The 23,522-nt window shown below is 71.8% G+C and carries 20 protein-coding genes; 14 read left to right on the top strand and 6 right to left on the bottom strand.

Annotated elements, in window-relative coordinates:
• Window positions 1-13: 13 nt before the first annotated feature.
• The gene (gene acs / locus OUY22_RS24950) at window positions 14-1,987 is read right to left on the bottom strand and encodes an acetate--CoA ligase (protein WP_270157572.1); all 1,974 of its coding nucleotides are present in this window, start codon (window positions 1,985-1,987) and stop codon (window positions 14-16) included.
• 261 nt (window positions 1,988-2,248) lie between these two features.
• Between acs and OUY22_RS24945 the strand changes: the two genes are divergently transcribed.
• The 8 genes from OUY22_RS24945 to OUY22_RS24910 all read left to right on the top strand — a co-directional run bounded on the left by OUY22_RS24945 (window position 2,249) and on the right by OUY22_RS24910 (window position 9,237).
• Window positions 2,249-3,028, top strand: coding sequence for a Fic family protein (locus tag OUY22_RS24945; RefSeq protein WP_270157571.1), 780 nt, complete (start codon window positions 2,249-2,251; stop codon window positions 3,026-3,028).
• Window positions 3,029-3,737: 709 nt separating this feature from the next.
• Window positions 3,738-4,778, top strand: coding sequence for a septum site-determining protein Ssd (ssd, locus tag OUY22_RS24940; RefSeq protein ID WP_270157570.1), 1,041 nt, complete (start codon window positions 3,738-3,740; stop codon window positions 4,776-4,778).
• A gap of 60 nt (window positions 4,779-4,838) precedes the next feature.
• A complete protein-coding gene (locus tag OUY22_RS24935) occupies window positions 4,839-6,215 on the top strand; it encodes a TadA family conjugal transfer-associated ATPase (RefSeq protein ID WP_270157569.1) in 1,377 nt (458 codons plus the stop codon).
• Entirely contained in the window at window positions 6,212-6,919 is a 708-nt protein-coding gene (locus OUY22_RS24930; protein ID WP_270157568.1) for a type II secretion system F family protein, read from the top strand. The genes OUY22_RS24935 and OUY22_RS24930 overlap by 4 nt, the downstream gene beginning before the upstream one ends.
• Window positions 6,920-7,012: 93 nt before the next feature.
• Window positions 7,013-7,816, top strand: a complete 804-nt coding sequence (locus tag OUY22_RS24925; RefSeq protein ID WP_270157567.1) for a type II secretion system F family protein — start codon at window positions 7,013-7,015, stop codon at window positions 7,814-7,816.
• A 380-nt stretch (window positions 7,817-8,196) separates the two neighbouring features.
• Window positions 8,197-8,430: a DUF4244 domain-containing protein gene (locus OUY22_RS24920; RefSeq protein WP_270157566.1), complete on the top strand. Its 234-nt coding sequence runs from the start codon at window positions 8,197-8,199 to the stop codon at window positions 8,428-8,430.
• Window positions 8,431-8,459: 29 nt separating this feature from the next.
• A complete protein-coding gene (locus tag OUY22_RS24915) occupies window positions 8,460-8,780 on the top strand; it encodes a TadE family type IV pilus minor pilin (protein WP_270157565.1) in 321 nt (106 codons plus the stop codon).
• A gap of 13 nt (window positions 8,781-8,793) precedes the next feature.
• A complete protein-coding gene (locus tag OUY22_RS24910) occupies window positions 8,794-9,237 on the top strand; it encodes an Rv3654c family TadE-like protein (RefSeq protein WP_270157564.1) in 444 nt (147 codons plus the stop codon).
• 256 nt (window positions 9,238-9,493) lie between these two features.
• Here the strand turns inward: OUY22_RS24910 and OUY22_RS24905 are convergent, their stop codons facing one another.
• Entirely contained in the window at window positions 9,494-10,753 is a 1,260-nt protein-coding gene (locus tag OUY22_RS24905; protein WP_270157563.1) for an arginine deiminase, read from the bottom strand.
• 351 nt (window positions 10,754-11,104) lie between these two features.
• A complete protein-coding gene (locus OUY22_RS24900; RefSeq protein ID WP_270157562.1) occupies window positions 11,105-13,453 on the bottom strand; it encodes a Zn-binding domain-containing protein in 2,349 nt (782 codons plus the stop codon).
• A gap of 408 nt (window positions 13,454-13,861) precedes the next feature.
• Here OUY22_RS24900 and OUY22_RS24895 point away from each other — a divergent pair, with 408 nt between their 5' ends.
• The 4 genes from OUY22_RS24895 to OUY22_RS24880 all read left to right on the top strand — a co-directional run bounded on the left by OUY22_RS24895 (window position 13,862) and on the right by OUY22_RS24880 (window position 18,588).
• Window positions 13,862-14,212: an STAS domain-containing protein gene (locus OUY22_RS24895; RefSeq protein WP_043629845.1), complete on the top strand. Its 351-nt coding sequence runs from the start codon at window positions 13,862-13,864 to the stop codon at window positions 14,210-14,212.
• Window positions 14,213-14,641 (top strand): ATP-binding protein, encoded by a 429-nt coding sequence (locus OUY22_RS24890; RefSeq protein ID WP_270157561.1) that lies wholly within the window; start codon window positions 14,213-14,215, stop codon window positions 14,639-14,641.
• A gap of 857 nt (window positions 14,642-15,498) precedes the next feature.
• Entirely contained in the window at window positions 15,499-17,784 is a 2,286-nt protein-coding gene (locus OUY22_RS24885) for a sodium-translocating pyrophosphatase (RefSeq protein ID WP_270157560.1), read from the top strand.
• A gap of 333 nt (window positions 17,785-18,117) precedes the next feature.
• Window positions 18,118-18,588 (top strand): SixA phosphatase family protein, encoded by a 471-nt coding sequence (locus OUY22_RS24880; protein ID WP_270157559.1) that lies wholly within the window; start codon window positions 18,118-18,120, stop codon window positions 18,586-18,588.
• On the opposite strand, the gene serB is transcribed toward OUY22_RS24880, so the two are convergent.
• Genes serB through OUY22_RS24865 form a run of 3 tightly spaced genes read right to left on the bottom strand, consistent with a single transcriptional unit; the run spans window position 18,560 to window position 21,510 of the window.
• Window positions 18,560-19,798 (bottom strand): phosphoserine phosphatase SerB, encoded by a 1,239-nt coding sequence (gene serB, locus OUY22_RS24875; RefSeq protein ID WP_270157558.1) that lies wholly within the window; start codon window positions 19,796-19,798, stop codon window positions 18,560-18,562. The two genes, OUY22_RS24880 and serB, sit on opposite strands and share 29 nt — an antisense overlap.
• Window positions 19,799-19,849: 51 nt before the next feature.
• Window positions 19,850-20,857, bottom strand: coding sequence for an S-adenosylmethionine:tRNA ribosyltransferase-isomerase (locus OUY22_RS24870; RefSeq protein WP_270157557.1), 1,008 nt, complete (start codon window positions 20,855-20,857; stop codon window positions 19,850-19,852).
• The gene (locus OUY22_RS24865) at window positions 20,854-21,510 is read right to left on the bottom strand and encodes an SDR family NAD(P)-dependent oxidoreductase (RefSeq protein WP_270157556.1); all 657 of its coding nucleotides are present in this window, start codon (window positions 21,508-21,510) and stop codon (window positions 20,854-20,856) included. The genes OUY22_RS24870 and OUY22_RS24865 overlap by 4 nt, the downstream gene beginning before the upstream one ends.
• A 126-nt stretch (window positions 21,511-21,636) precedes the next feature.
• Here OUY22_RS24865 and OUY22_RS24860 point away from each other — a divergent pair, with 126 nt between their 5' ends.
• Both OUY22_RS24860 and OUY22_RS24855 read left to right on the top strand, forming a co-directional pair.
• Window positions 21,637-22,752 carry a GAF domain-containing sensor histidine kinase gene (locus OUY22_RS24860; RefSeq protein ID WP_270157555.1) on the top strand — a complete coding sequence of 372 codons (1,116 nt, stop codon included), beginning with the start codon at window positions 21,637-21,639 and terminating at the stop codon, window positions 22,750-22,752.
• Complete coding sequence (locus OUY22_RS24855) at window positions 22,749-23,372, top strand: response regulator (protein ID WP_270157554.1); 624 nt, start codon at window positions 22,749-22,751, stop codon at window positions 23,370-23,372. Before OUY22_RS24860 ends, OUY22_RS24855 begins: the two co-directional genes overlap by 4 nt.
• Window positions 23,373-23,522: the final 150 nt, after the last annotated feature.

The raw sequence follows: 23,522 nt of genomic DNA, 5'->3' as shown, positions 1-23,522 counted from the left end.
CCGCGCGGGGATGCTAGTCTTCGGCCTTCGCCGACGGGAGCTTCTCCGAGATCAGGTCCATCACCGTGCTGTCGGCCAGCGTCGTGACGTCGCCGACGCTCCGGTTCTCCGCCACGTCGCGCAGCAGGCGCCGCATGATCTTGCCGGAGCGGGTCTTGGGCAGCTCCGGCACCACGAGGATCTGGCGCGGCTTGGCGATCGGGCCCAGCGTCTTGGCGACGTGCGCGCGCAGCTCGGCGCCGATGTCGTCGCTCTCCTCGGCCGTGCCGCGCAGGATGACGAACGACACGATGGCCTGGCCGGTCACCGGGTCGGTGGCGCCCACGACCGCTGCCTCGGCCACCTTCGGGTGGCTGACCAGCGCGCTCTCCACCTCGGTGGTGGAGATGTTGTGCCCGGAGACGAGCATGACGTCGTCGACGCGGCCCAGCAGCCACAGGTCGCCGTCCTCGTCCTTCTTGGCGCCGTCGCCCGGGAAGTACATCCCGTCGAACCTCGACCAGTACGTGTCGATGTAGCGCTGGTCGTCACCCCAGATCGTGCGGAGCATGGACGGCCACGGCTCGCGGACGACGAGGAAGCCGCCGCCGCCGTTGGGCACGCTCTCGCCCTGGTCGTCGACCACGTCGGCGACGATGCCGGGCAGCGGTCGCATGGCCGCGCCCGGCTTGGCGTCGGTCACGCCGGGCAGCGGGCTGATCATGATCGCGCCGGTCTCGGTCTGCCACCAGGTGTCGACGACCGGGCAGCGGCTGCCGCCGATGTTCTCGCGGTACCAGACGTACGCCTCGGGGTTGATCGGCTCGCCCACCGAGCCGAGGATGCGCAGGCTCGACATGTCGAACTTGGCGGGGATGTCGTCGCCCCACTTCATGAACGTCCGGATGGCGGTCGGCGCGGTGTAGAGGATGGAGACCCCGTACTTCTGCACGATCTCCCAGAACCGGCCCCGGTGCGGGGTGTCGGGCGTGCCCTCGTAGATGACGCTCGTCGCGCCGTTGGCCAGCGGGCCGTAGACGATGTAGGAGTGGCCGGTCACCCAGCCGATGTCGGCGGTGCACCAGTAGATGTCGGTCTCGGGCTTGAGGTCGAAGACCGCGTCGTGCGTCCAGGCCGTCTGGGTCAGGTAGCCGCCGGTGGTGTGCAGGATGCCCTTCGGCCTGCCGGTGGTGCCGCTGGTGTAGAGGATGTAGAGAGGATCTTCGGCGCCCTGCGGCTCGGGGGTGTGCTCGGCGCTCTGGCGCTCGACCACGTCGTGCCACCACACGTCCTTGCCGCCGGACTCGACGTCCTGGCCGGTGCGCCGTACCACCAGGACCTTCTCCACCTGCGGGCACTCGGCGACGGCCTCGTCCACGGTCGGCTTGAGCGCCGACGGGTTGCCGCGGCGGTAGCCGCCGTCGGCGGTGATGACGAGCTTGGCGTCGGCGTCGTCGATGCGGCTCTTCAGCGCGGCCGCGGAGAAGCCGCCGAACACCACGGAGTGGACGGCGCCGATGCGCGCGCAGGCCAGCATGCTGATCGGCAGCTCGGGGATCATGGGCATGTAGATGGCCACCCGGTCGCCCTTGCCGACGCCCAGCTCACGCAGGGCGTTGGCGGCCTTGGAGACCTCGGCCTGCAGCTCGGCGTACGTGATCACGCGGGTGTCGCCCTCGGGCTCACCCTCCCAGTAGTAGGCCACCTTGTCGCCGCGGCCGGCCTCGACGTGGCGGTCGACGCAGTTGTAGGCGACGTTCAGCTCACCGCCGACGAACCACTTGGCGAAGGGCGGGTTCCACTCCAGCGTGGTGTCCCACCGCTTGGTCCAGGTCAGCCTCTCGGCGGCACGCTCCCAGAACGCGAGGCGGTCGGCGTCGGCCTCGGTATAGGCGGCGGCGGTCACGTTCGCGGCCGCTGCCAGCTCGGCCGGCGGCGCGAACCGGCGGTTCTCCTGCAGCAGATTGGACAGTGCCTGGGTCTCGTTGCCAGGGGTCTCCGGGGCCACGTTCGCGCTCCTTCTGGGCCGTACTCGGTTGGGTCAACCACCACTTCACCAGGTCACGACGTGCCCACACAAGAGGTCTAGACAGGTCTGTACCGTTCGTCGCACGGAGCCGACAGCTTGCCGATTCGCCCGACAAAAGCTATTGAAACGTTGTCATTCTGATTCTCTTTTGTGGAACGCGCCAAAGGCGGCTGCTTTATGGGCCCCCCTTGGGAGAGGGCGGTGAGAGCGACCCTCTACCCGCGGGTATGGTCGATATCCGTGAGTGACCCCTTGGCCGTCATCGCACGGCTTCCCGGCGTGCCCGAGGCCGTCGACGCCGCCCGGGAGGCCGTCGACCGGCTCTACCGCCACCGTGTCCTGCGCCGCGCCAGCCCGGCCGTGTCCATCGAGTCGTCGTTGCGCGGCGCCCGCGCGTCGGCCGCGCTCGCGGGCGCCGACGTCCCGCTCGACGCGCTGCGCAGAGACGAGGCGCACGACCCGGTCGTGCAGGGAGCGCTGCGCGCCTCCGCCGAGCTGGGCCGGCTCGGGCCCACCTGGCGCCAGGCCCCCAGGCAGGTGCTGGCCCGCCTGCACACGGTCGCCGCGGCCGGGCTGACCGGCCAGGAGGCCCTGGGCAGGCCCAGGACGGCCGACGACGCCCCCGACCCGCTGGACCTCGGCCCCGCCCCCTCCGCCGGGGAGGCGGCGGCCCGGATGGAGAGCCTCTTCCAGCTGATGGCCGGCGCCACCAAGGCCCCCGCCCTGGTGCTGGCCGCGATCACGCACGCCGAACTCGCGGTGCTGCGGCCCTTCGGCACGGCCGACGGCCTGGTGGCGCGCGCCGCCGAACGGCTCACGCTGGTGGAGTACGGGCTCGACCCGAAGTCACTGGTGGCCGTCGAGGTGGGGCACCTGGAGCTGCCGTACGCCGAGGGGCTGCGGGCCTACTTGAGCGGCACGCCCGAGGGCGTGGCGCAGTGGATACAGCAATGTGCCTCTGCGGTAAGCCTGGGAGTGCGGGAAGCCGCCGCCATCTGCGAAGCCATGCAAAGAGGCTGAGGACATAGCCGACGGCGCCTCTGTCAAGAGACGCCGTCCGCCGGCACGTCACACCGGGTTACCAAGCGTGCACCTCAATCCGTCGGAGCGGGTCAAGCCCGTCACGACGCGCCTCCCGCGGCTGGTCGCGCGTGGGTACCCGGCTGACGCACCCGGACATCTCGTCCGTGTCACCTTTCTATGACGGATCCGCCCTGATGGGAACCCCCGCGAGCAAGACCTTTACCGGAGGTTGGCGGCGGGTGCGGTGTGGCGCTCCGCCCGGTGGTCCCGGCGCGTGGTTATCAAGTCGTGACGATCACCGTCTGTGACGTGCTTTATGTGATCGTTATGCGATTGCCAAAAAACTTGGCGCAAATGCCAGATTACGCCTCGACGAATCTTGAGTGGATCGGGCAGCATACGGGTGTATCGCCAGAAACTGGAGCGACTCTGCACGGGGTTCGGTTTCCCAGTCCCTTGCCATGCTCTGGTGAAGTGATGAAAGCTTTCTTCTGAAACGGGACCGGCTCTACCCCCCCGGAGCCGGACCGAACAGGCGACCCCCGCTCTCCCCCCCGGCGGGGGTCGCCCCATGTCCGGACCTCTCCGGCGCGGCTGTCCACAGCCTGTGTACGCTCCGGGCCCGTCATCCCCAGAACCCCGTTCGCCTCCGCGCGCCCCGGTCCGCCCTTGGCATGGTCGGACCTCCCGACCCAAGGGAGGCCCGATGAATCGCCCGCTGGTCATCACCGAGGACCGCGACCTGCTCGACGACCTGGTCCGCATCGCCGCCGCAGCCGGCGCGCAGCTCGACGTCGCCCACGCCCCCGCGCACGCCCGCCCGTTCTGGGGCCCGGCCCCGCTGGTCGTCGTCGGCGCGGATCTGGCCGACGCCGTCGCCGCCTGCGCCCCGCCGGCCAGGGACCGCGTGTTCCTCGTCACCCGCACCCCCGACGACCCCGACACCTGGCGGCGCTGCGTCGGCGTCGGCGCCCAGACGGTCGTCCCCCTGCCCGACGACGAGCGCCGCCTGGTGGAGGAGCTGGCCGACGCCATGGAGCCGCACCCCAGATCGGGCGTGATCCTGTGCGTCATCGGCGGCCGGGGCGGGGCCGGCGCCAGCGTCCTGTCGGCGTGCCTGGCGCTGCGCGCCTCCCACGACCGGCTCCGCACCCTCCTGGTCGACGCCGACCCGCTCGGAGGCGGCCTGGACGCCCTCCTGGGCCGGGAGGAGAGCGAGGGGGCCCGCTGGGCCGACCTGGTGGCCCGGCAGGGCCGCATCAGCGCCTCGGCCCTCCAGGGAGCCCTGCCCTGCTTCGGCGACCTCTCCGTCCTGTCGTTCCACCGGGGCGAGATCCGCCCCATCCCCCGCGAGGCCATGCGCTCGGTCCTCGAAGCGGGCCGCCGGGGCTTCGACCTGGTCGTCGTGGACCTCCCACGCCACCTCGACACGGCGGCAGCCGAAGCCCTCGGCAGGGCCGCCACCACCCTCCTGGTCGCCACCGCGGACGTCCGCGGCGTCCTCTCCGCCGCCCAGGTCCTGCGCCGGGCCGCCGAGCACACCTCCGACATCCGCGCCGTCATCCGCCCCGGAGTCCTCGACCCCGACACGGCGGCGGCCTCCCTGGCCATCCCCGCCGCCGCCCGCCTGCCCGACCACCCCCGCCTGACGGCCACACTCAACCGCGGCGAACTCCCCCGGCTCGGCCCCCGCACCGCCCTCGGCGCGCTCTGCGCCACCCTCCTGCGCGACATCCTCCCGGCCTGACCCCGCGGCCGTCCGGTGAGCCGCTCACCCGTCCCGCTCAGTCCCAGAATCGAGGCCCCCGTGCCCCATCAGGTGACCCCCGAACTCGTGGAAGCCGTACGCGTACGCCTCGCCAGGGCGGGCGCCGAACCCACGGCCGCGCAGGTGGCCGTCGCGCTCCGCGCCGAACGCGCCGTCTACGGCGACGCCGAGATCCTCGCCGTGGCCCGGGCCCTGTGCGCCGACCTCATCGGCGCCGGCCCCCTGGAGCCGCTCCTGGCCGCGCCCGACGTGACGGACGTCCTGGTCAACGGCCCCCGTGAAGTCTGGGTCGACGACGGCCACGGCCTGCGTCTCACCCCGATCACCTTCACCGACGACGCCGCGGTCCGCCGGCTCGCCCAGCGCCTGGCCGCGGCGGCGGGCCGCCGTCTCGACGACGCCTCCCCGTACGTGGACGCCCGCCTGGCGGGAGGCGTCCGCCTCCATGCGATCCTGCCCCCGATCGCCTCCGGAGGCACCTGCGTCTCGCTGCGCCTGCCGCCCCGGCGCACGTTCACGCTGCCGGACCTGGTGGCGGCCGGCACCATCACCCCCGCCGCCGTCCCCATCCTCACGGCCCTGGTCACGACCAGACGGGCCTTCCTGATCTCGGGCGGCACGGGCACCGGCAAGACGACCCTCCTGTCGGCCCTGCTGTCCCTGGCCGACCCCGGCGAACGCCTTCTCCTGGTCGAGGACTCCGCCGAACTCCGCCCCCTCCACCCCCACGTGGTCCGCCTGGAGTCCAGGCCCGCCAACCTGGAGGGGGCGGGCGGCGTGAGCCTGAGAGACCTCGTCCGTCAGGCCCTGCGCATGCGCCCCGACCGGCTGGTGGTGGGTGAAGTCAGGGGAGCGGAAATGGTCGACCTCCTCGCGGCCCTCAACACCGGTCACGAGGGCGGCTGCGGCACCCTGCACGCCAACACGGCGGCCGACGTCCCGCCCCGGCTGGAGGCCCTGGGGTGCGCCGCGGGCCTCAGCAGACAGGCCGTCCACAGTCAGCTGGCCGCCGCTCTGGACGTCGTCATCCACCTCACGCGCAGCCGCGTCGACGGCAAACGCCGCGTCTCCGAGATCCGCCTCCTGGCCCGGACCGACGACGGCCTCGTCCAGGCGATCCCCGCCGTGACGTTCACCTCTGACGGCCACACCCGCCCCGGACCCGCCTTCGCCTGGCTGACCGGCGACGCCCCGCCCTCCAGCCACCCCCTGCCGCCTCCGGCCACCCCTCTCGCCCGCCACCGGGATACGGCCTCCGGTCCGGCTTTCGGCACGGCTCCCGGCACGGCCTCAGGCGTGGTTTCTGGCACGGCCTCGGGCATGGCTCCGAGCGCGGTCCCCGGCACGGCCTCCGGCATGGGTCCCGGGGCGGTTCCGAGCGCGGTCCCCGGCACCGCTGGCCGCGAGCCGTCATGACCCTGGTGGCCGCCGCCCTTCTCACCGCTCTCGCCGTGTGGCTGTGGACCGGTCCCGACGCCGCGGCCCTGCGCCTCGGCCGGCTCACCCGTCGCCGGTACGAGCGCGGTCCGCGCGTTCGGAAGACCCTTGTCGCCCGCCCGGACAGGTCACGCCGCGCGGACGCCTGGCGCCGGGCGTCGATCGAGCTGTGCCACGCCATGACCGCCGAACTGTCGGCGGGCCGGACCCCAGGAGAGGCCCTGACCAGAGCGCTCACCGCGGTCGACTTCCCCGACCCCGACGGGCTGCGCCCCGTGTCGGCCGCGGCCAGAGACGGCGGAGACGTGGCCGCCGCCCTGCTCCGGGCCGCCCCGGAGGAGGGCGGTGAGGGACTGCGCCGCCTCGCCGCCTGCTGGGATGTCAGTCTGACGGCCGGCGCCGGCCTGAGCGCCCTCGTGGACCGTGTCGCGACGACCTTGCGCGCTTCTCAGACGCACCGCCAGGACGTGGCGGCCCAGCTGGCCGGCCCTCGGACCACGGCCAAGATGCTGGCCGTGCTCCCGGCCCTGGGTCTCCTGATGGCCGGCGCTCTGGGCATGCGCCCGCTGGCCTTCCTGCTGGGCGGCCTGCCGGGCCTGCTCTGCCTCACGGCCGGCCTCTCCCTGGACGCCTGCGGCCTCTGGTGGACCCATCGCATGGCGACCCGGGCAGCGAATCTCTGATCCTCGCGATCCCGTCGACCTTCCCGATCCGAACATCTCGCGGGCTCAGCCCACCCATCCCCGCCTCAGCCCAGTCACCCGAAGGGCTTCCTCATGCTCGCCCTCGCCTCCGTCCTCTGCACCGCCCTGTCGGCCTACCTGTGGATCCCGCCCAGCACTCCTGCTCACCGCCTGGCCCGCCTGCTGCCCAAGCGGTCCTTCGTTCACTCCACACCTGCCTCGCTCGACGAGCAGGGTGGCTCCCATCCCTCGCCCTCGCCCGTCTGGCTCGACGGCAAGGCGGAGGCCCGGCGCCAAGTCTCCAGCCGCACCGTCATCCCGTCCCTGGGCGTCGGAGTGATCGTCGCACTGCTGGTCGGCGGCCTACCCGGCCTCCTGGTGGCTCTCCTGGTCACACCGGCCACCGCGGCGGTCCTCCATCGCAGGGAACCGCCGGAGCTTCGACGTGACCGCGACCGGATCGCCGCCGACCTGCCGTTCGCCGCCGACCTCATGTCAGCCTGCCTGCTGGCGGGCCGGCCCATCACCGCCGCCACCGACATCGCCGCCACAGCGATCAGCGGCCCCCTCGGGCTCCGGCTCGCCTGGGTGTCGGCCCAGCTCAAGCTGGGCGCCGACCCTGAACCCACCTGGAATCACCTGTCCCGCGACCCGGCCACCGCCCAACTCGCCCGGGCGATGATCCGAGCAGCCCAGAGCGGCGCGCCCGTTGCCGATGTCCTGACCCGTCTGGCGGACGATGCCCGCGAAGCGTCGAGAGCGGCCTCTGCAGCCGCGGCGCGCAGCGTGGGAGTCAAAGCGGTGGCGCCCCTGGGCCTCTGCTTCCTCCCCGCCTTCGTCTTCCTCGGCATCATCCCCGTGATCGCCGGCCTCGCCAGCACGATCGTCCTTCCTTGACGTGCTCGGACGTGCCTTGATGTGCTCGGACCTGCCTTAACGTGCTCGGACGTGCCCGGACCTCCCGGAGTTGCCCGAGAGCTGCCCGGTCCTTCGGGATCTGCCCCGGACCTGCCCCGGACCTCGGACCTGTCCGGGACCTGGCTGAGACTGCCTGGGAGCCTTCCTGGACTGCCTGGACCTGCCTTGGCTTCCGTTCACCAGGACACCTGCGAACGCCTGCTGGATTCCGGACTCCATCAAGGGCGCTTCGTCCACACCCTGTGGCGCCACCCACCCGCTTATCCCCAGAACGACGCTCGGTCTCCTGGCCCCAAGCCGGTTCGAGCGAACCTGGGACCCGCAACGCCGGGCACCCGGCCGACCTTCCTGGAGGCACGATGCAGTACGTCAAGACCCCGTCCTTCCGCGCCCGCTGCCGCCGCTGGTGGTCGCTCAGGCAGGCTCGTCTGAGCGCGGCCTCGCGCGACAGGGGCATGTCCACCGCCGAGTACGCGGTGGGCACGATCGCGGCCTGTGCCTTCGCCGCTCTGCTCTTCAAGGTGGTGAGCAGCCCCGAGGTTCAGCAGATGCTGTCGTCCCTGATAGACCGGGCGCTCAACACCAACGGATGACCACGCGCCGGCGGACCTCGAAAGGCTCTGTGACCGCTGAGACGGCCGCGATGCTCCCCGCCCTCATGGTCGTCCTCGCAGCGGCGCTGTGGGCCATCCAGGCCGTCGGAGCGCACCTCGAATGCGTGGACGCCGCCCGCGCCGCCGCTCGTGCCGCGGCCAGGGGCGAGAGCCTCGATCAGGTACGAGACCTCGCCCGTTCCGCCACCCACCCCCGAGCCGAGGTGACAGTGGACCGCACGCCAGACCTCACAACCGTGCACATCTCCCTAGCCGTCCGCCCACCCTGGGGCCCGGCCCTGCCCGCCGTGCGGGTGACCGCTTCCGCCACCGCCGCCACCGAGTCCTGACCTGGAGACCTGGATGCCACGCCACGACCGAGGGTCGGCGACACTGTGGGGCGTCGCCCTCATGGGCTTGCTGATGACCCTGGCCCTGGCCTTCGCCACGGCCGGCTCCGTACGTGTCGCACGCCACCGGGCGCACGACGCCGCCGACCTCAGCGCGCTGGCCGCGGCCGAGCTGGCGCTCGTGGACCCGGAAGGCGCCTGTGCCAGAGCGGCGACCCTGGCGCGCCAGAACGGCGCCGCCCTGTCGAGCTGCGCCATCACCGGCGCGGTCGCGGACGTGCGGACCTCACTGACGATCCCACTCCCCGGCCTCGGCCCCCGCACCGTGACCGGCCGCGCCCGCGCAGGCCCTTCTCGGAGCAGCCCATCTCAGACCAGCCCATCTCAGACCAGCCCTTCTCGGAGCAGCCCATCTCAGATCAGCCCATCTCAAACCAGTTCCGTCAAGTCGACGTAGCCACCGGAATGAAGCAGCCGACGAGTCGAGCGAGGCGCCCATGACGCCGAGGAGACCGCCCCGGCCGAGGCGCGCGCGGGCGGATCGAGCGAGCCAGACTCAGGCGGCGCGGTGCTCGGTGCCAAAGAGTCTCTCCGAGAGATCTCTGCTTATGACGACCAGCCCCGAGCGATCCCCGCGAGCCCCGACAATCACCAACATCACAAAGGATCAGAATCGCCATAAACCAATATGAATCACCCTCGAATCGCCGGCATCAGATCGGCGCCCGCTGGATGGGGCAGGTCATGCAGCGGGCGCCACCTCGCCCCTTGCCCAGTTCGAAGCCCTCGATCTCCAACACCTCGACCCCTCGGGCACGCAACTGCCGGTTGGTGAACTGGTTCTTGTGGTAACCGATCACCACGCCGGGGGAGAGCGCGAAGAAGTTGTTGCCCGAGTCCCACTGCTCGCGGGCCTGCTGGTAGTCGTCACCTCCGGTGGGGATCAGCTCCAGTTCGCGGATCTCCAGGGCATCCGCCACCGCCTCGGCGAAACCGGCGTCCATGTGGACGTCGAGTGTGCCCGGTTTGTCCGCGGGGCGAAGCGAGTACGTGACGGCCGTCTCCAGGAACGGCGGGTAGACCGCCGCCTTGTTCACGTCCAGGAAGGTGAACACGGTGTCCAGATGCATGTACGTACGCCGCTTGGGAATCTCGACGGCGATCACCCGGTCGACCGAGCCCCCGCCGAACAGCGACAGCGCGATGTGCTCCACGGTGCGCGGGTTGGTCCGCTCACTCAGGCCGATCACGACGGTGCGGTTGCCGATGGGCATCATGTCGCCGCCCTCCATGGTGGCGGAGCCGTAGTCCTCCTCGTCGAACCGGGATTCCTCACCGCGTTCGGGATACCAGAACGCGAACTCAGCTCCGGCGAACATGGGGTGATAGTGGTAGATCGTGCTCTGGTTCATCGTCTCGAGCCGGCGGGCGTGGTAGTACATCGGGTTGAGCGACACCCCGCCGTAGAGCCAGGCGGCCGGGTCACGCTGATAGAGGGAGTTCGGCAGGGGCGGCAGCATGAAGTCCTCCGGCCGCGCCGAGGCCGCCACCAGGGAGCTCCCCTCCAGCCCGGTGACCCCGTACTCCTGCTTGGTCAGCCCGCCGATGAGGTGGGAGGCCAGTTTCTCGCCGCTCCATCCGGCCAGCGTCTCGCGGACGCCGTCCACGAGCGCCGGGCCGACGGTCAGATGGGTCACGGCCTGTTCGACGGCGTGCTGCTTGGCCTCGAAGCTGCTGTCCAGCGCCTGTGCGAGCAGTTCCTGGTGGTAGAAGACCTCGACGCCGTGCTCGCGCATGACGTCGACGAACGCGTCGTGCTCCCGCTGCGCGTGCTCCACCCAGATGATGTCGTCGAAGAGCAGCCGGTCACGGTTGGCCGGGGTGAGCCGCCGGAGGCTCAGCTCCGGCCGGTGCACGATGACCTTGCGCAGCGTGCCCACCTCAGAGTGGACGCCGAGCAGCTGATCGGTCATGGTTCCTTCCTCCTTGACGAGTCAGATGGTGAGTCGGCCGGTCGCCAGGCCGGCGATGCCGACGAGGGGCGCCGGCCGACCGTGCCGGCCGACCGTGACGGCTCGGCTCTGGAGAAGGGGCGTCTGCCCCGTTCACGCCTGGTGATGACGAACAGGACCGTGCCGGGTGCGTAGATGACGCACGGGAGGCATGCGGTCAACTTCATTTCCGCCGTGCCCTGGCGCGATATCGCATACCTCGCATCCTTTGCCGAAGTATGTCCCCGGTGGGACGGCCACGGATCATGTCGGCAGCGGCACCAAGGCGCCGAGGTCGCGTGGTGCGGTCGCCATCCGTCACCGGGGTCCAGGTCACGGGCGGAGCAGTGTGGCCAGGAGGCGGAGGGCGCCCTGTTTGTCCAGCGGTTCGTTGCCGTTGCCGCACTTGGGCGACTGGATGCACGAAGGACATCCGCGCTCGCACTCACAGGAGTCGATGGCCTCGCGTGTGGCCGTGAGCCATTCCCGGGCTCGCGTGTACCCGCGTTCGGCGATGCCGGCGCCGCCCTGGTGGCCGTCGTAGACGAAGACCGTGAGCAGGCCGGTGTCCGCGTGCAGTTCCGTCGACACGCCGCCGATGTCCCAGCGGTCGCAGGTGGCGAAGAGGGGGAGCAGGCCGATGGCGGCATGCTCGGCGGCGTGAGCGCACCCGCCCAGGTCGAAGCCCTCCTCGGCCAGCGGGGCGACCTCGGCCGGGGGCAGCGTCCACCAGACGGCGCGGGTGCGCAGGGTGCGCGGCGGCAGGTCCAGCGGTTCGTCGCCGAGCATCTCGCCCGACTGCGTCCGGCGCTTGAGGTAGGAGACGACCTGGCGGGTGACCTCGACCTCCCCGAAGTGGAGGGTGCCGGGGCCGAGCGGCTGGGAGCGCAGGGTGGACAAGACCGAGATGTCGGTGATGTCTCTGGCGAATGTGGAGTAGTCGGGTGCCGCGGCGGCGACCAGCGCCACGCCGGCCTCCAGATCCAGCTCCTCCACGAGGAACGTCTCGCCCTGATGGAGATACACCGCGCCGGTGTGCACGGTCGTGTGGGCCGACGGCTCGTCCACGCTCCCGAGCAGGCGGCCGGTCGCGGACTCGACGACGTGGATCGGGGCTCCGCCGCCGCCGCGGATGTCGGCCAGATCGGTGGCGCGCTCCCGCCGGGTCCAGTACCAGCCGGCCGGGCGGCGGCGCAGCAGGCCCGCGGCGACGAGTTCTTCGAGCACGCCGGGCGTGGCGTCGCCGAACACCGGGAGATCCCGCTCGGTGAGCGGGATCTCCGCGGCGGCGGCACACAGGTGCGGGCCGAGCACGTACGGATTGTCCGGGTCGAGCACGATGGCCTCGACCGGCCGGCCGAACAGGGCCTGCGGATGGTGGACGATGTAGGTGTCCAGCGGGTCGTCACGGGCGATGAGCACGGCCAGCGCGTCCTGGCCCTCGCGACCCGCCCGACCGGCCTGCTGCCAGAGCGAGGCGCGGGTGCCCGGCCAGCCGGCGATCAGCACGGCGTCCAGGCCCGACACGTCGACCCCGAGTTCCAGGGCGTTGGTGGTGGCCAGGCCCATCAGGGCACCCGAGCGCAGCGCCTTCTCCAGCAGCCTGCGGTCCTCCGCCAGATATCCGGCCCGGTACGCGGCCACCTTCTCGGGCAGCCCCTCCCATCCCTCGTCCTCGGGCAGCGCCCATGGCAGGGATCCCGGCGCCGCCCCGGTACGCGCCGGGGACGAGTCGTCACCGGCGCCAGGCGTGGGGTCGTCCGGTGGCTCGGGGCCCTGGTCGTGCGCGTGGCCGTGCGGGGGGCGCTGGGTCTGATCACGTACGAGGTCGTGGCTGTGCGGGGGGCGCTGGGTCTGATCACGTACGAGGTCGTGGCTGTGCGGGGGGCGCTGGGTCTGATCACGTACGAGGTCGGGGCCGGAGGGGGTGCTGTGGGCGGACAGGGAGAAGGCGACGTCGGCGAGTTTGGCGCGGGCCTGGAGCGCCACCGTCTCGGCGCCGCGGCGGCTGCGAACGAAGGCCAGGGTGCGGACGTCGGCCAGCACCAGGTCCGCGAGCAGGTCCGCGGCCTCGGCCGTGGCGGTACGGCGCACCGGGGCGCCCTTCTCGCCTCTCAGCTCCGTCAGCGGCGGCTCCCACAACGCGATGGTGGTCGAACCCTTGGGGGAGGCGTCCGCCGTCACCTCGTCCACGTCGAGCCCGGTCAGCCGCTTGGCGAACACGCCGGGCTCGCTGGCCGTGGCCGAGGCCAGCAGGTAGACGGGCGAGGAACCGTACCGAGCGCAGACGCGGCGCAGGCGGCGCAGGATCTGGGCCACGTGGGAGCCGAACACGCCCCGGTAGCCGTGGCACTCGTCCACGATCACCAGCCGCAGCCGGCGGAAGTACAACGACCACTGGGCGTGTCTGGGCAGGATGCTCCGGTGCAGCATGTCCGGGTTGGTGAGCACGTAGTTGGCGTGCTTGCGGATCCAGGTGCGTTCCTCGAAGGGGGTGTCGCCGTCGAAGCAGGCGGCTCTGACCTGGGCGATGCGCAGGTCGCGGATGCCGCGGAGCTGGTCGGCGGCCAGGGCTTTGGTCGGTGTGAGATACAGCACGGTGCCGCCGTCGAGGCAGGCGCTGACGGCCGGGGTGAGGTACGCCAGCGACTTCCCGGAGGCGGTGCCCGTGGAAATGATCACGTTTCGGCCACGATGGACCAGGTCAGCGGCCTCGTACTGGTGATGCCAGAGTCCGGGGATGCCCTGGTTCGCCAAGCGCGTAACAAGGACTTCAGGGGCCCAGTTGGGCCATCCCACTTGACCCGCCTGACGTGCTGGAACATGCTCCACATGGGTGACACGCTCGTGACGTGCGGGAACGCCGAGCAGGTGCTGGAGGAGTGGACCTGGTCGGTGTGGGGAGGAAGCGGAGGAAGTCACTGTTTCCAGTCTGCATACGTGGGCAAAGTCGCCGGGAATCGTGATTTCGTATAGACACAAGCCAGACGCGTGGTTGAATGCCGCGCGTCAGGGTCCGACAGTCGGGAGCCCCGCTCCAGACTGCCAGGCCCGCAAGGGTACTTTCGCAGGCGAGGCGCTGGAGGATCTGTGGATCTGAAGTTGGATCACCGCACCGAAGACCGACTCACCATCGTGGAGGTCGAAGGTGAGATCGACGTTTACACGGCGCCGAGATTGCGTGAGCTCCTCATCGATCTGGTGAACAAGGGCAACTTCCACCTTCTGGTCAACATGGAGAAGGTCGACTTCCTGGACTCGACGGGTCTGGGCGTCCTGGTGGGCGGGCTCAAGCGGGTCCGCGCCCACGACGGCTCTCTCGAACTGGTCTGCACCCAGGAGCGCATTCTGAAGATCTTCCGGATCACCGGTCTGACCAAGGTCTTCGGGATCTACGCTTCGGTCGACGAGGCCAAGGAAGCTCACGGCAAAGACAAGTAGATGGCCACCGTCGAGCTGACGTTCAGCGCTCTTCCCGCACACGTGCGCACGGCGCGCCTGGTGGCCACGGCCATCGCCCGGCGCACGGGCGTGGCGGAGTCGCTGCTGGACGAGGTCCGGCTCGCCGTGGGTGAGGCGTGTTCCCGGGCGGTCGAGGCGCATCGCGCCCACTGTCCGGGTGAGCCCATCCGCATCGAGCTGAAGGACGACTCGGGGCGCTTCGAGGTCACGGTCAGCGACCAGGCGCCCAGTGACGAGACCAAGCAGGAGCAGCCTCTCGACCTGGGAATGCTGTCCGACTCGTTCATGTCCGGCTTCGGCATCGCGGTGATCGCGGGGCTGGCCGACGACGTGGAAGTGTTCCCGAGTCCCAAGGGCATGCGGATCCGCATGAGCTGGCCCGCCGCCACCAACGGGCATTTCCGCTGACACGCCCTCCCGGCCGCCGCTTCACGCCCTCGGGTTTCCGGCCGTCATCCTGACCGAAGTGAGAGCCCTCGGGCCTGACCTTCGGTCGGGTGGAGCGGCGTGACCTTCGGCCAGCGGGCCCGGCCTTCGCTCGGTCGAGCGGCGTGAGAGCTGCCGGTCTCGACCGATGGTGAGGCCCGCCGACGCGAGGCCCACAGCGGTTCGGTTGTAGTACGGGTCCGTCGTGACGACGGACCCGGCCGCGGAGACGGGTACGGGCGGGACCGGACCGCGCCGGGCCTCAATCGGGCCGCGGGCCGACGAGCTCGTACTCGGCCGCCGTCATGGTCGGCGGCTCCCCTTGAAGACAGGTCCGTGGCTCTCCGCGTGACACCGTCCAGGGCGTCACGGGTCCGGCAGAGCAGCCGCCGGCGCCGAGCAATGACTGACCGCATCGGCCACGAGCGCGACCGCACGCCTCAGCCGCCGGTGACGGTGACCCGCATCCCCGCCTGATGGAGTCGTACGGCCGGCACCTGACGCCGGCCTCCCCCGTGCAGCCGCCCATCCATCCGTCGGTGGCGGTATTTCGGTTGGTCCTTTTAGGTCATCAGTCACGACCGTAAAGCTCAGGAAATATCCCCAGTCAATTCGCAAATCACCCCGTTGTCAGCGGCTTACTGACCAGGCGCGCAATTGCCCGCCCCCAGAGCCTTCATATCTGCGTATCCCCTGCGTAGACTCCCGGCACCGGCCAAGGTGATCCGGCGAAACCGCGGATTCAACCGGAAGCGGCACCCACAACCCGGATGGTGCCGCACCGCCCGCCTACATTGCAGCGCCACCGGGCAGGACGACCGGTCTTGCCGAGGAGAACGATGTCTAGGCACATGCTGGCACTGGAGCCAGCGTCCAATCTGACCCTGAGCGGAAACAATCTCACCATCGTGATCGTGGTCGCCGCGGTCGCACTTATCGCGCTGGCCGTCGCAGGCGGTCTGGTGCGCGAGGTGCTCGCCGCCGACCAGGGCACGGAGCGCATGCAGAACATCGCCCGTGCCGTTCAGGAAGGGGCCGCGGCGTATCTGACGCGGCAATTCCGCACCCTGGCGATCTTCGTCGTGATCATTCCCTTCCTGTTGCTCCTCCTACCGGGCGAAACCGACGTACGCATCGGACGCTCGATCTTCTTCGTCGTCGGCGCGGTGTTCTCCGCGCTGACCGGATTCATGGGCATGTGGCTGGCCGTGCGCGGCAACGTCCGCGTGGCCGCCGCCGCCAGGGAGTCGGGCGAGAAGCGCGCCATGCGCATCGCCTTCCGTACGGGCGGCGTCGCCGGCATGTTCACCGTCGGCCTGGGCCTCCTGGGCGCGGCCGTGGTCGTCTTCCTCTACCAGGGCGAGGCGCCCGGCGTGCTGGAGGGCTTCGGCTTCGGCGCGGCGCTGCTCGCCATGTTCATGCGGGTCGGCGGCGGCATCTTCACCAAGGCCGCCGACGTCGGCGCCGACCTGGTCGGCAAGGTCGAGCAGGGCATTCCCGAGGACGACCCGCGCAACGCCGCCACCATCGCCGACAACGTCGGCGACAACGTGGGCGACTGCGCGGGCATGGCGGCCGACCTGTTCGAGTCGTACGCGGTCATGCTGGTCGCGAGCCTCATCCTGGGCCGGGTGGCCTTCGGCGAGCAGGGTCTGATCTTCCCGCTCATCGTGCCCATGATCGGCGTGCTGACCGCGATCATCGGCATCTTCGTCACCCGCCTGCGCGACAAGGACCGCAACGGCATGGCGGCCATCAACCGCAGCTTCTTCATCTCGGCCGGGATCTCCGCGGTCCTGGTCGCGGTGGCGGCGCTGTGGTACCTGCCGAGCAGCTTCGACGGCCTGACCGGCGCGGCCGTGCAGTCCGACGCCGACCCGCGGGTCATCGCCATCGGCGCGGTGCTGATCGGTCTGGTCCTGGCCAGCGCCATCCAGCTGCTCACCGGTTACTTCACCGAGACGAACCGGCGTCCGGTCCGCGAGATCGGCGAGAGCTCCCGTACCGGCCCGGCGACCGTCATCCTGGCCGGCATCAGCGTCGGCCTGGAGTCGGCGGTCTACTCGGCCCTGATCATCGGCGCGGCCGTGTACGGGGCGTTCCTGCTCGGCTTCGGCAACGTGACGGTGGCGCTGTTCGCGGTGGCCCTGGCCGGCACCGGCCTGCTGACCACGGTCGGCGTCATCGTCTCGATGGACACCTTCGGTCCCGTCTCCGACAACGCCCAGGGCATCGCCGAGATGTCCGGCGACGTCGAGGGTGAGGGCGCCCGCGTCCTGACCAGCCTGGACGCCGTCGGCAACACCACCAAGGCCATCACCAAGGGCATCGCCATCGCGACCGCCGTGCTGGCCGCCACGGCCCTGTTCGGCGCGTTCCGCACCGCCGTCGAGAGCGAGCTGCCGACGGGCAGCGTGTTCAGCCTCGGCATCGACGCGCCGAACGTGCTGGTCGGCCTGATCATCGGCGCGGCCGTGGTGTTCCTGTTCTCCGGGCTGGCCATCATGGCGGTCGGCCGGGCGGCGATGCGGGTGGTCTTCGAGGTACGGGAGCAGTTCCGCAGCAAGCCGGGCATCATGAACGGCACCGAGACGCCCGAGTACGGCCGCGTGGTCGACATCTGCACCCGCGACTCGCTCCGTGAGCTGGCCACGCCGGGCCTGCTGGCGGTCATGACGCCGATCGCGGTGGGCTTCGCCCTCGGGTACGCCCCGCTGGGCGCGTTCCTGGCGGGCGCCATCGCCGCCGGCACGCTGATGGCCGTCTTCCTGTCCAACTCCGGCGGCGCCTGGGACAACGCCAAGAAGCTGGTCGAGGACGGTCACCACGGAGGCAAGGGCTCCGAGGCGCACGCGGCCACGGTCATCGGCGACACCGTCGGCGACCCGTTCAAGGACACCGCGGGTCCGGCCATCAACCCGCTGATCAAGGTGATGAACCTGGTCGCGCTGCTGGTGGCGCCGGCCGTGGTGCTGTGGGCGGACGACGTCGCGCTGCGCGTCATCGTCACGGTGGTCGCGGTGGGCGTGGTCGTCGGCGCCATCATCGTCTCCAAGCGCCGCTCGGTCACCGACGAGCCGGCCAACGACGGCAACCACCGCGACAGGCAGCCTGTCGCGTCCTGACACCGATCCGCGTGACGCCCGCCTCTCGCCGTCGAGAGGCGGGCGTCGCCGTCCGGCCGCGCCTTCAGGAGTGACCCGAAGGAGCACGCCCGGGGAAACGCTTCCGGGAGGCGGGCTCAGGAGCGTTTGAGGGGCGGGATCTCGGGGACTGCGTTCGCGGACGGGTTCGCGGAAGGGGGATACGCGAGATGGTCGGCGGCGATGGGAAACTGTGCTGATGGAAGAAAAGCCGCCGTCCGGCGGGAAGACTCTGGCTCTCATCCTGCTGGCGATGCTGGCCATCATGGCGGTGATCGCGGCGCTGGCCGTCTGGGCGTCGAGAGGATGAGCGAGGTGCGCACCCTGATCCTGCTCCGCCACGCCAAGGCGGCGACCCAGACGCTCGCGGTGCCCGACAAGGACCGCCCGCTGACCGACCGCGGCGAGCGTGACGCCGAGCGGGCCGGTGAGGAGCTGTGGATCCTCGGGCTGACGCCCGACGTGGTGCTCTGCTCGCCGGCCCGGCGCGCCCGGCGCACCGCCGAGCTGGCCTTCCCGGGCGTCCAGGCGCGGTACGAGCCGGCGATCTACCAGGCCTACCCGGAGGAGCTGCTGGAGCGGCTGCGCCTGCAGGATCCCGACCACGCCACGGTGGCGCTGTGCGGCCACAACCCGGCCGTGCACGAGCTGGCGCTGGCGCTCACGGGCGGCGACTACGGTTTCGGGCCCGGCACCTTCGTGGTGATCAGGTGCGCGGTGCCGTGGGCCGAGCTGTCGTCGGGCCTGGGCGAGCTGATCACACGCTGGGACCCGAAGCTCGACTGACGAGCAGGGCGTCCTCGGCGTCGGCCGCCTCCACCTCGTCGCGGGAGATGCCGAGCAGGTAGAGGATGGAGTCGAGGTAGGGCGTGTTGACGGCGGTGTCGGCCGCCTGCCGCACCACCGGCTTGGCGTTGAACGCGATGCCCAGCCCCGCCGCGGCGATCATGTCGAGGTCGTTGGCCCCGTCGCCGATGGCCACGGTCTGGCTGATCGGCAGCCCCGCCTCGCGGGCGAACCGCTCCAGCGCCCGCGCCTTGCCGGGCCGGTCGACGATCTCGCCGACGAGCCGCCCGGTCAGCCTGCCGTCGACGACCTCCAGCACGTTGGCCGCCGAGTAGTCGATGCCGAGATCCTCGACGAGCGCGTCGGTGATCTGGGTGAAGCCGCCGCTGACGATGGCGAAGCGGTAGTCGAGCCGCTTGAGCGTACGCACGAGCGTGCGGGCGCCGGGGGTGAGCACGACCGCCTCGCGCACCTGCTCGAACACCTCGGCGGGCAGCCCTTCGAGCAGGGCGACCCGGCGGCGCAGCGACTCGGCGAAGTCGAGCTCGCCGCGCATGGCCTCCTCGGTGACCCTGGCGACCTCGTCGAGGCAGCCGGCGTGCTCGGCCAGCAGCTCGATCACCTCACCCTGGATGAGCGTGGAGTCGACGTCCATCACGATGAGCCGCTTGGCCCGCCGGGACAGCCCGGTGCGCTGCACGGCCACGTCCACCTGCTGGGCGGCGGCCTCGGCGGCGAGCTGGACGCGCAGCTCGTCCGGGTTGGCGCCGGAGACGGACAGCTCGATGCAGGTGACCGGCCACTGGGCGAGCCGCTCGATGCGGTCGATGTTGGCCCCGGCGGCGGCGATGCGGCCGGCGATGCCGGCGATGGCGGCGGGCTGGAGCGTGGCGCCGAGCACGCTGACCGACAGGCGGCCGCGGCGGCGGCGCTCCTTGGCCAGGGAGCCGGTGGACAGCTCCACCTCCATGCCGAGGTCCTCGGCGGTGCGCTCGACGGCGGTCCACATGGCGCCGAGCGTGCTGCCGGTGCCGGTGGACGGCCCTCCGGCGTAGGCGACCAGGACGCCGAGCGTGAGCCGGCCCCGGATGACGACCTGCTCGATGTCGGCCACGGTCACGGGGAAGCCCGACAGGACGCTGAACAGGCGCGAGGTCACGCCTGGCCGGTCCGGGCCGTTGAAGGTGATCAGGAGGGTGCGCTGGTCCACATTCAGTCACGGTACTGCGCTCGCTCGGATGCCCGCGCCGCAGGCCCGCAATTAGCTCCGCACGATCAGGTGGGCGTCGCCGAACTCGTGCCACAGGTACCCCTCACGCAGCGCCGCCTCGTACGCGGCGCGGAGCGGACGCTCGCCGGCGATGGCGGCCAGCATCATCAGGTGGCTGGAGCGCGGTTCGTGCAGGCCGGTGATGAGCCCCGTGACGGCCCGCACCCCCGTGGCGGGCGTCACGACGTGGCCGGTCCAGCCCTCGGACGCGGTCACCCGGCCGCCGGCGGCGGCGGTCTCCAGCGCGCGCACCACGGTGGTCCCGGCGGCGACCACCCGGGCGCCGCCGGTGAGCGCCAGGTCCACCAGGCGGGCCGTGCTCTCCGGGACCGCGTAGCGCTCCGCGTACGGCGGCTCGTCCTTCTCCGGCGAGGCCACCCCCGTGTGCAGGGTGATCGGCGCGACGCCGACGCCGCGCGCCACCAGCGCCGTGACCAGCTCCGGGGTGAACGGCCGCGCGGCGCTGGGCATCTCCGCGCTGCCCGGCACGGTCGCGAACACGGTCTGGTACGCCTCGATCGGCCAGTCCCTGGTCACGTAGGAGTACCGGATGGGGACCCCGTGCCCGCGCAGGTACGTCTCCACGTCCCGGTCGAGCTCGGCCCGCCACAGGCGGGGGGTCTCGCGGCCGAGGAGGCGCAGCGTGGCCCGTCCCGGCAGCGGCAGCCACTCGCCGGGCGCGCCGCCGTCGTACGGCTCGCTGGCGGTGGCCGTACGGCGGCGCAGCTCGACCAGCCAGGAGCCGTCGGGCCGGGCGGTGGAGAAGTGGACCGCGAGCCGGTCCAGCCGCACGGCGGCGGGGAGCGTCGCCGAGTTGTTGACCACGATCAGGTCGCCCGGTTCGAGCAGGGCGGGCAGGTCGGTGAAGCGGTGGTGCGCCGGTTCCCTGTCGCCCGCCGAGACCAGCAGGCGGACCCCGTCCCTGGCGAGGCCGCGCGCCTCGGGCGGCTCCTGGGCGGACAGCGCGGGCGGCAGGGCGAAGTCGAGCGCGGCGGTCATTGGAGGCTCACCCGGCCGCTGGCCGGACGGGAGCGGACGAGGTCGTGCAGGGCGGCGGCGACCTTGGCCGGGTCGGTGGCGGCGGCGGCCTCGTCCGCGCCGACGGCGTCGGCCAGCATCCGGGTGTCCATCTCGCCCGGGTCGGCCCACCAGACCGCCAGGTCGGGCTCCTCGGCCGCGAGCACGTTCGAGATCTGCTCCAGCGCCGCCTTGGTGGCCCCGTACCCGCCCCATCCCTCGTACGCGCCGGTGGCGGCGTCGGAGGTGACGTTGACGACGGCGCCGCGCCGGGCGCGCAGCGCCGGGAGCGTGGCCTGGATGAGCGCCAGCGGCGCGGTGACGTTCGTCTCCAGCAGGTGCCGGAACGTGTCCAGCGGGTAGGCGGCCAGCCGCGGCAGCGGCGTGGCCCCGAGCCCGCTGGCGTTGTTGACCAGGAGGTCCAGCCAGGGCACGGCGTCCGCGAGGCGCCGCACGTGCGCGGGCTCGGTCACGTCGCCGGGGATGGCGGTGGCGCCCAGCTCGGACGCGGCCTGTGTCAGCTCGTCGGCGCCGCGCGCGGTGAGCACCAGGTCCCAGCCGGCCTCGGCCAGTGAGCGCGCGAGCGCGAGGCCGAGTCCGCGGGAGGCGCCGGTGATGAGTGCGGTGTTCGTCATGGTCGCGACGGTAGGAGCGCGGCGGCGCGCGCGCATCGGACCGCGGTCCTGGCCCCGCCTGGGCCCATCGTCCTAGGACCCCGCCGCCGGCCGGTTCCCGGGGCGCGCCGTCAGTAGAGTGAGGCCGTGACGGCGGAACGCGACGAGATCCTCCAGGCGGTGAGCTCGGCGGTCCTCGCGGTCACTCGCCACCTGTCGGTGCGCGAGGTGCTGCAGGTGATCGTACGTTCGGCGCAGCGGCTGCTCGACGCCCGCTACGCCGCGCTGGGCGTGCCCGACGACGACGGCTCGTTCGCGGAGTTCGTCGCCGAGGGCATCACCGACAGGCAGTGGGAGGCGATCGGGCCCATCCCGCGCCAGCACGGCATGCTGGGCGCGATGCTCCGCGAGGGAGCCCCGGTGCGCCTGTCCGACCTGCGCGCCGACCCCCGGTTCGAGTACTGGCCGAAGGCGCACCCGGTGATGAAGGACTTCCTCGGCGTCCCGATCACCGACGGCGGCGAGGTCCTCGGCATCATCTTCCTGGCCAACAAGCGCACCGGCGACGGCTTCACCGGGGCCGACCAGGACCTGCTCCAGGTGTTCGCGGCGCACGCCGCGATCGCGCTGGCCAACGCCCGGCTGTACGAGCGGGGCCGCGAGCTGGCCATGCTGGAGGAGCGCCACCGGGTGGCCCGCGAGCTGCACGACGCCGTCACCCAGAAGCTGTTCGCGCTGAGGTTGAGCGCGCAGGCCGCCGGCGCCCTGATCGAGTCGGCCCCCGGCAGGGCGGCGGCCGAGCTGGAGCGGGTGCAGCGGCTGGCGGGGGAGGCGCTGGGCGAGCTGCGCGCGGTGATCGTCGAGCTGCGGCCCGCCGAGCTCGACCGTCACGGGCTGGCCGAGACGCTCCGCAAGCACGTGCGGATGCTCGACCGCCTGCAGCCCGCGCGGGTCGCGTTCGAGGCGGACGCGCTGCCGCCGCTGACGTCCGCGGTGGAGGTGGCCGTGTTCAGGGTGGCCCAGGAGGCGCTGCACAACGCGCTGCGCCACGCGGAGGCCCGCCGGGTGGCCGTGCGGCTGTCGTACGCGGGCGGCACTCTGGTCCTGGCCGTGGAGGACGACGGCACGGGGTTCGAGCCGAGCCTGTCGCGCGGGCTCGGGCTGGTGTCGATGAAGGAACGGGCGGAGTCGGTCGGCGGGCGGATGGCCGTCAGCTCCGCGCCCGGCGAGGGGACGACCGTGCGCGTGGAGGTGGGCGTGTGATCCGGGTGCTGATCGCCGACGATCATCCGGTGGTGCGGCAGGGGCTGCGGACCTTCCTCGACCTGCAGGACGACATCACGGTCGTGGGCGAGGCGGGCGACGGCGCGCGGGCCGTCGAGCTGGTCCGCGAGCTCGCGCCCGACGTGCTGCTGCTCGACCTGAGGATGCCGGTGCTCGACGGGCTCGGCACGCTCGGCGAGCTGACCGGCGCCGCCACCCGGGTGCTGGTGCTGACCTCGGTGGGCGACAAGGCCGACGTGAGCCCCGCGATGCGGGCGGGCGCGTCCGGCTTCCTCTACAAGGACGTCGACCCCGTCGCGCTGGTGCGCGCGGTGCGGGCCGTGCACGGCGGGCAGGTGCTGCTCGCGCCGGAGGCGGCCGAGGCGATGCTCGCGGGCGACGGCGGGGCGCCCGCCGGGGCCTCACCCGTGCCGCTGACCGACCGGGAGCGCGAGGTGCTCAGGCTGATCGCCGCCGGCCGGTCCAACCGGGAGATCGCCCGCAGCCTCGCGGTCGCCGAGAAGACGGTCAAGACCCATGTGTCCAACGTGCTGATGAAGCTCGGCGTGCAGGACCGCACCCAGGCCGCCCTCTACGCCGTCCGCAACGGCCTGGCCTGACCGCTCAAGGGTTGCCGACCGGCTCGAAGATGGCGTGGTGGGCTGCGACGATCGCGCGCCGTACGGCCCGGTCCAGGTCGCGCAGGGCCGCGCCCCTGGAGGCGATCTCGCCGGAGGTGAGCCCGCGCTCCTCGGCCAGGCGCAGCACCG

The sequence above is a fragment of the Nonomuraea corallina genome (assembly GCF_027620315.1).
GTDB classification, from domain to species: domain Bacteria; phylum Actinomycetota; class Actinomycetes; order Streptosporangiales; family Streptosporangiaceae; genus Nonomuraea; species Nonomuraea corallina.
The sequence above is the reverse complement of the archived record's forward strand: the minus strand, read 5'-3'. Positions and strand labels throughout refer to the sequence as shown.

Coding starts and splice junctions, on each gene's coding strand:
- ssd (WP_270157570.1), top strand. CDS start 3,738: ATGAATCGCCCGCTGGTCATCACCGAGGACCGCGACCTGCTCGACGAC.
- OUY22_RS24930 (WP_270157568.1), top strand. CDS start 6,212: ATGACCCTGGTGGCCGCCGCCCTTCTCACCGCTCTCGCCGTGTGGCTG.
- OUY22_RS24925 (WP_270157567.1), top strand. CDS start 7,013: ATGCTCGCCCTCGCCTCCGTCCTCTGCACCGCCCTGTCGGCCTACCTG.
- OUY22_RS24920 (WP_270157566.1), top strand. CDS start 8,197: ATGCAGTACGTCAAGACCCCGTCCTTCCGCGCCCGCTGCCGCCGCTGG.
- OUY22_RS24910 (WP_270157564.1), top strand. CDS start 8,794: ATGCCACGCCACGACCGAGGGTCGGCGACACTGTGGGGCGTCGCCCTC.
- OUY22_RS24905 (WP_270157563.1), bottom strand. CDS start 10,753: ATGACCGATCAGCTGCTCGGCGTCCACTCTGAGGTGGGCACGCTGCGC.
- OUY22_RS24890 (WP_270157561.1), top strand. CDS start 14,213: ATGGCCACCGTCGAGCTGACGTTCAGCGCTCTTCCCGCACACGTGCGC.
- OUY22_RS24885 (WP_270157560.1), top strand. CDS start 15,499: ATGTCTAGGCACATGCTGGCACTGGAGCCAGCGTCCAATCTGACCCTG.
- OUY22_RS24870 (WP_270157557.1), bottom strand. CDS start 20,857: ATGACCGCCGCGCTCGACTTCGCCCTGCCGCCCGCGCTGTCCGCCCAG.
- OUY22_RS24865 (WP_270157556.1), bottom strand. CDS start 21,510: ATGACGAACACCGCACTCATCACCGGCGCCTCCCGCGGACTCGGCCTC.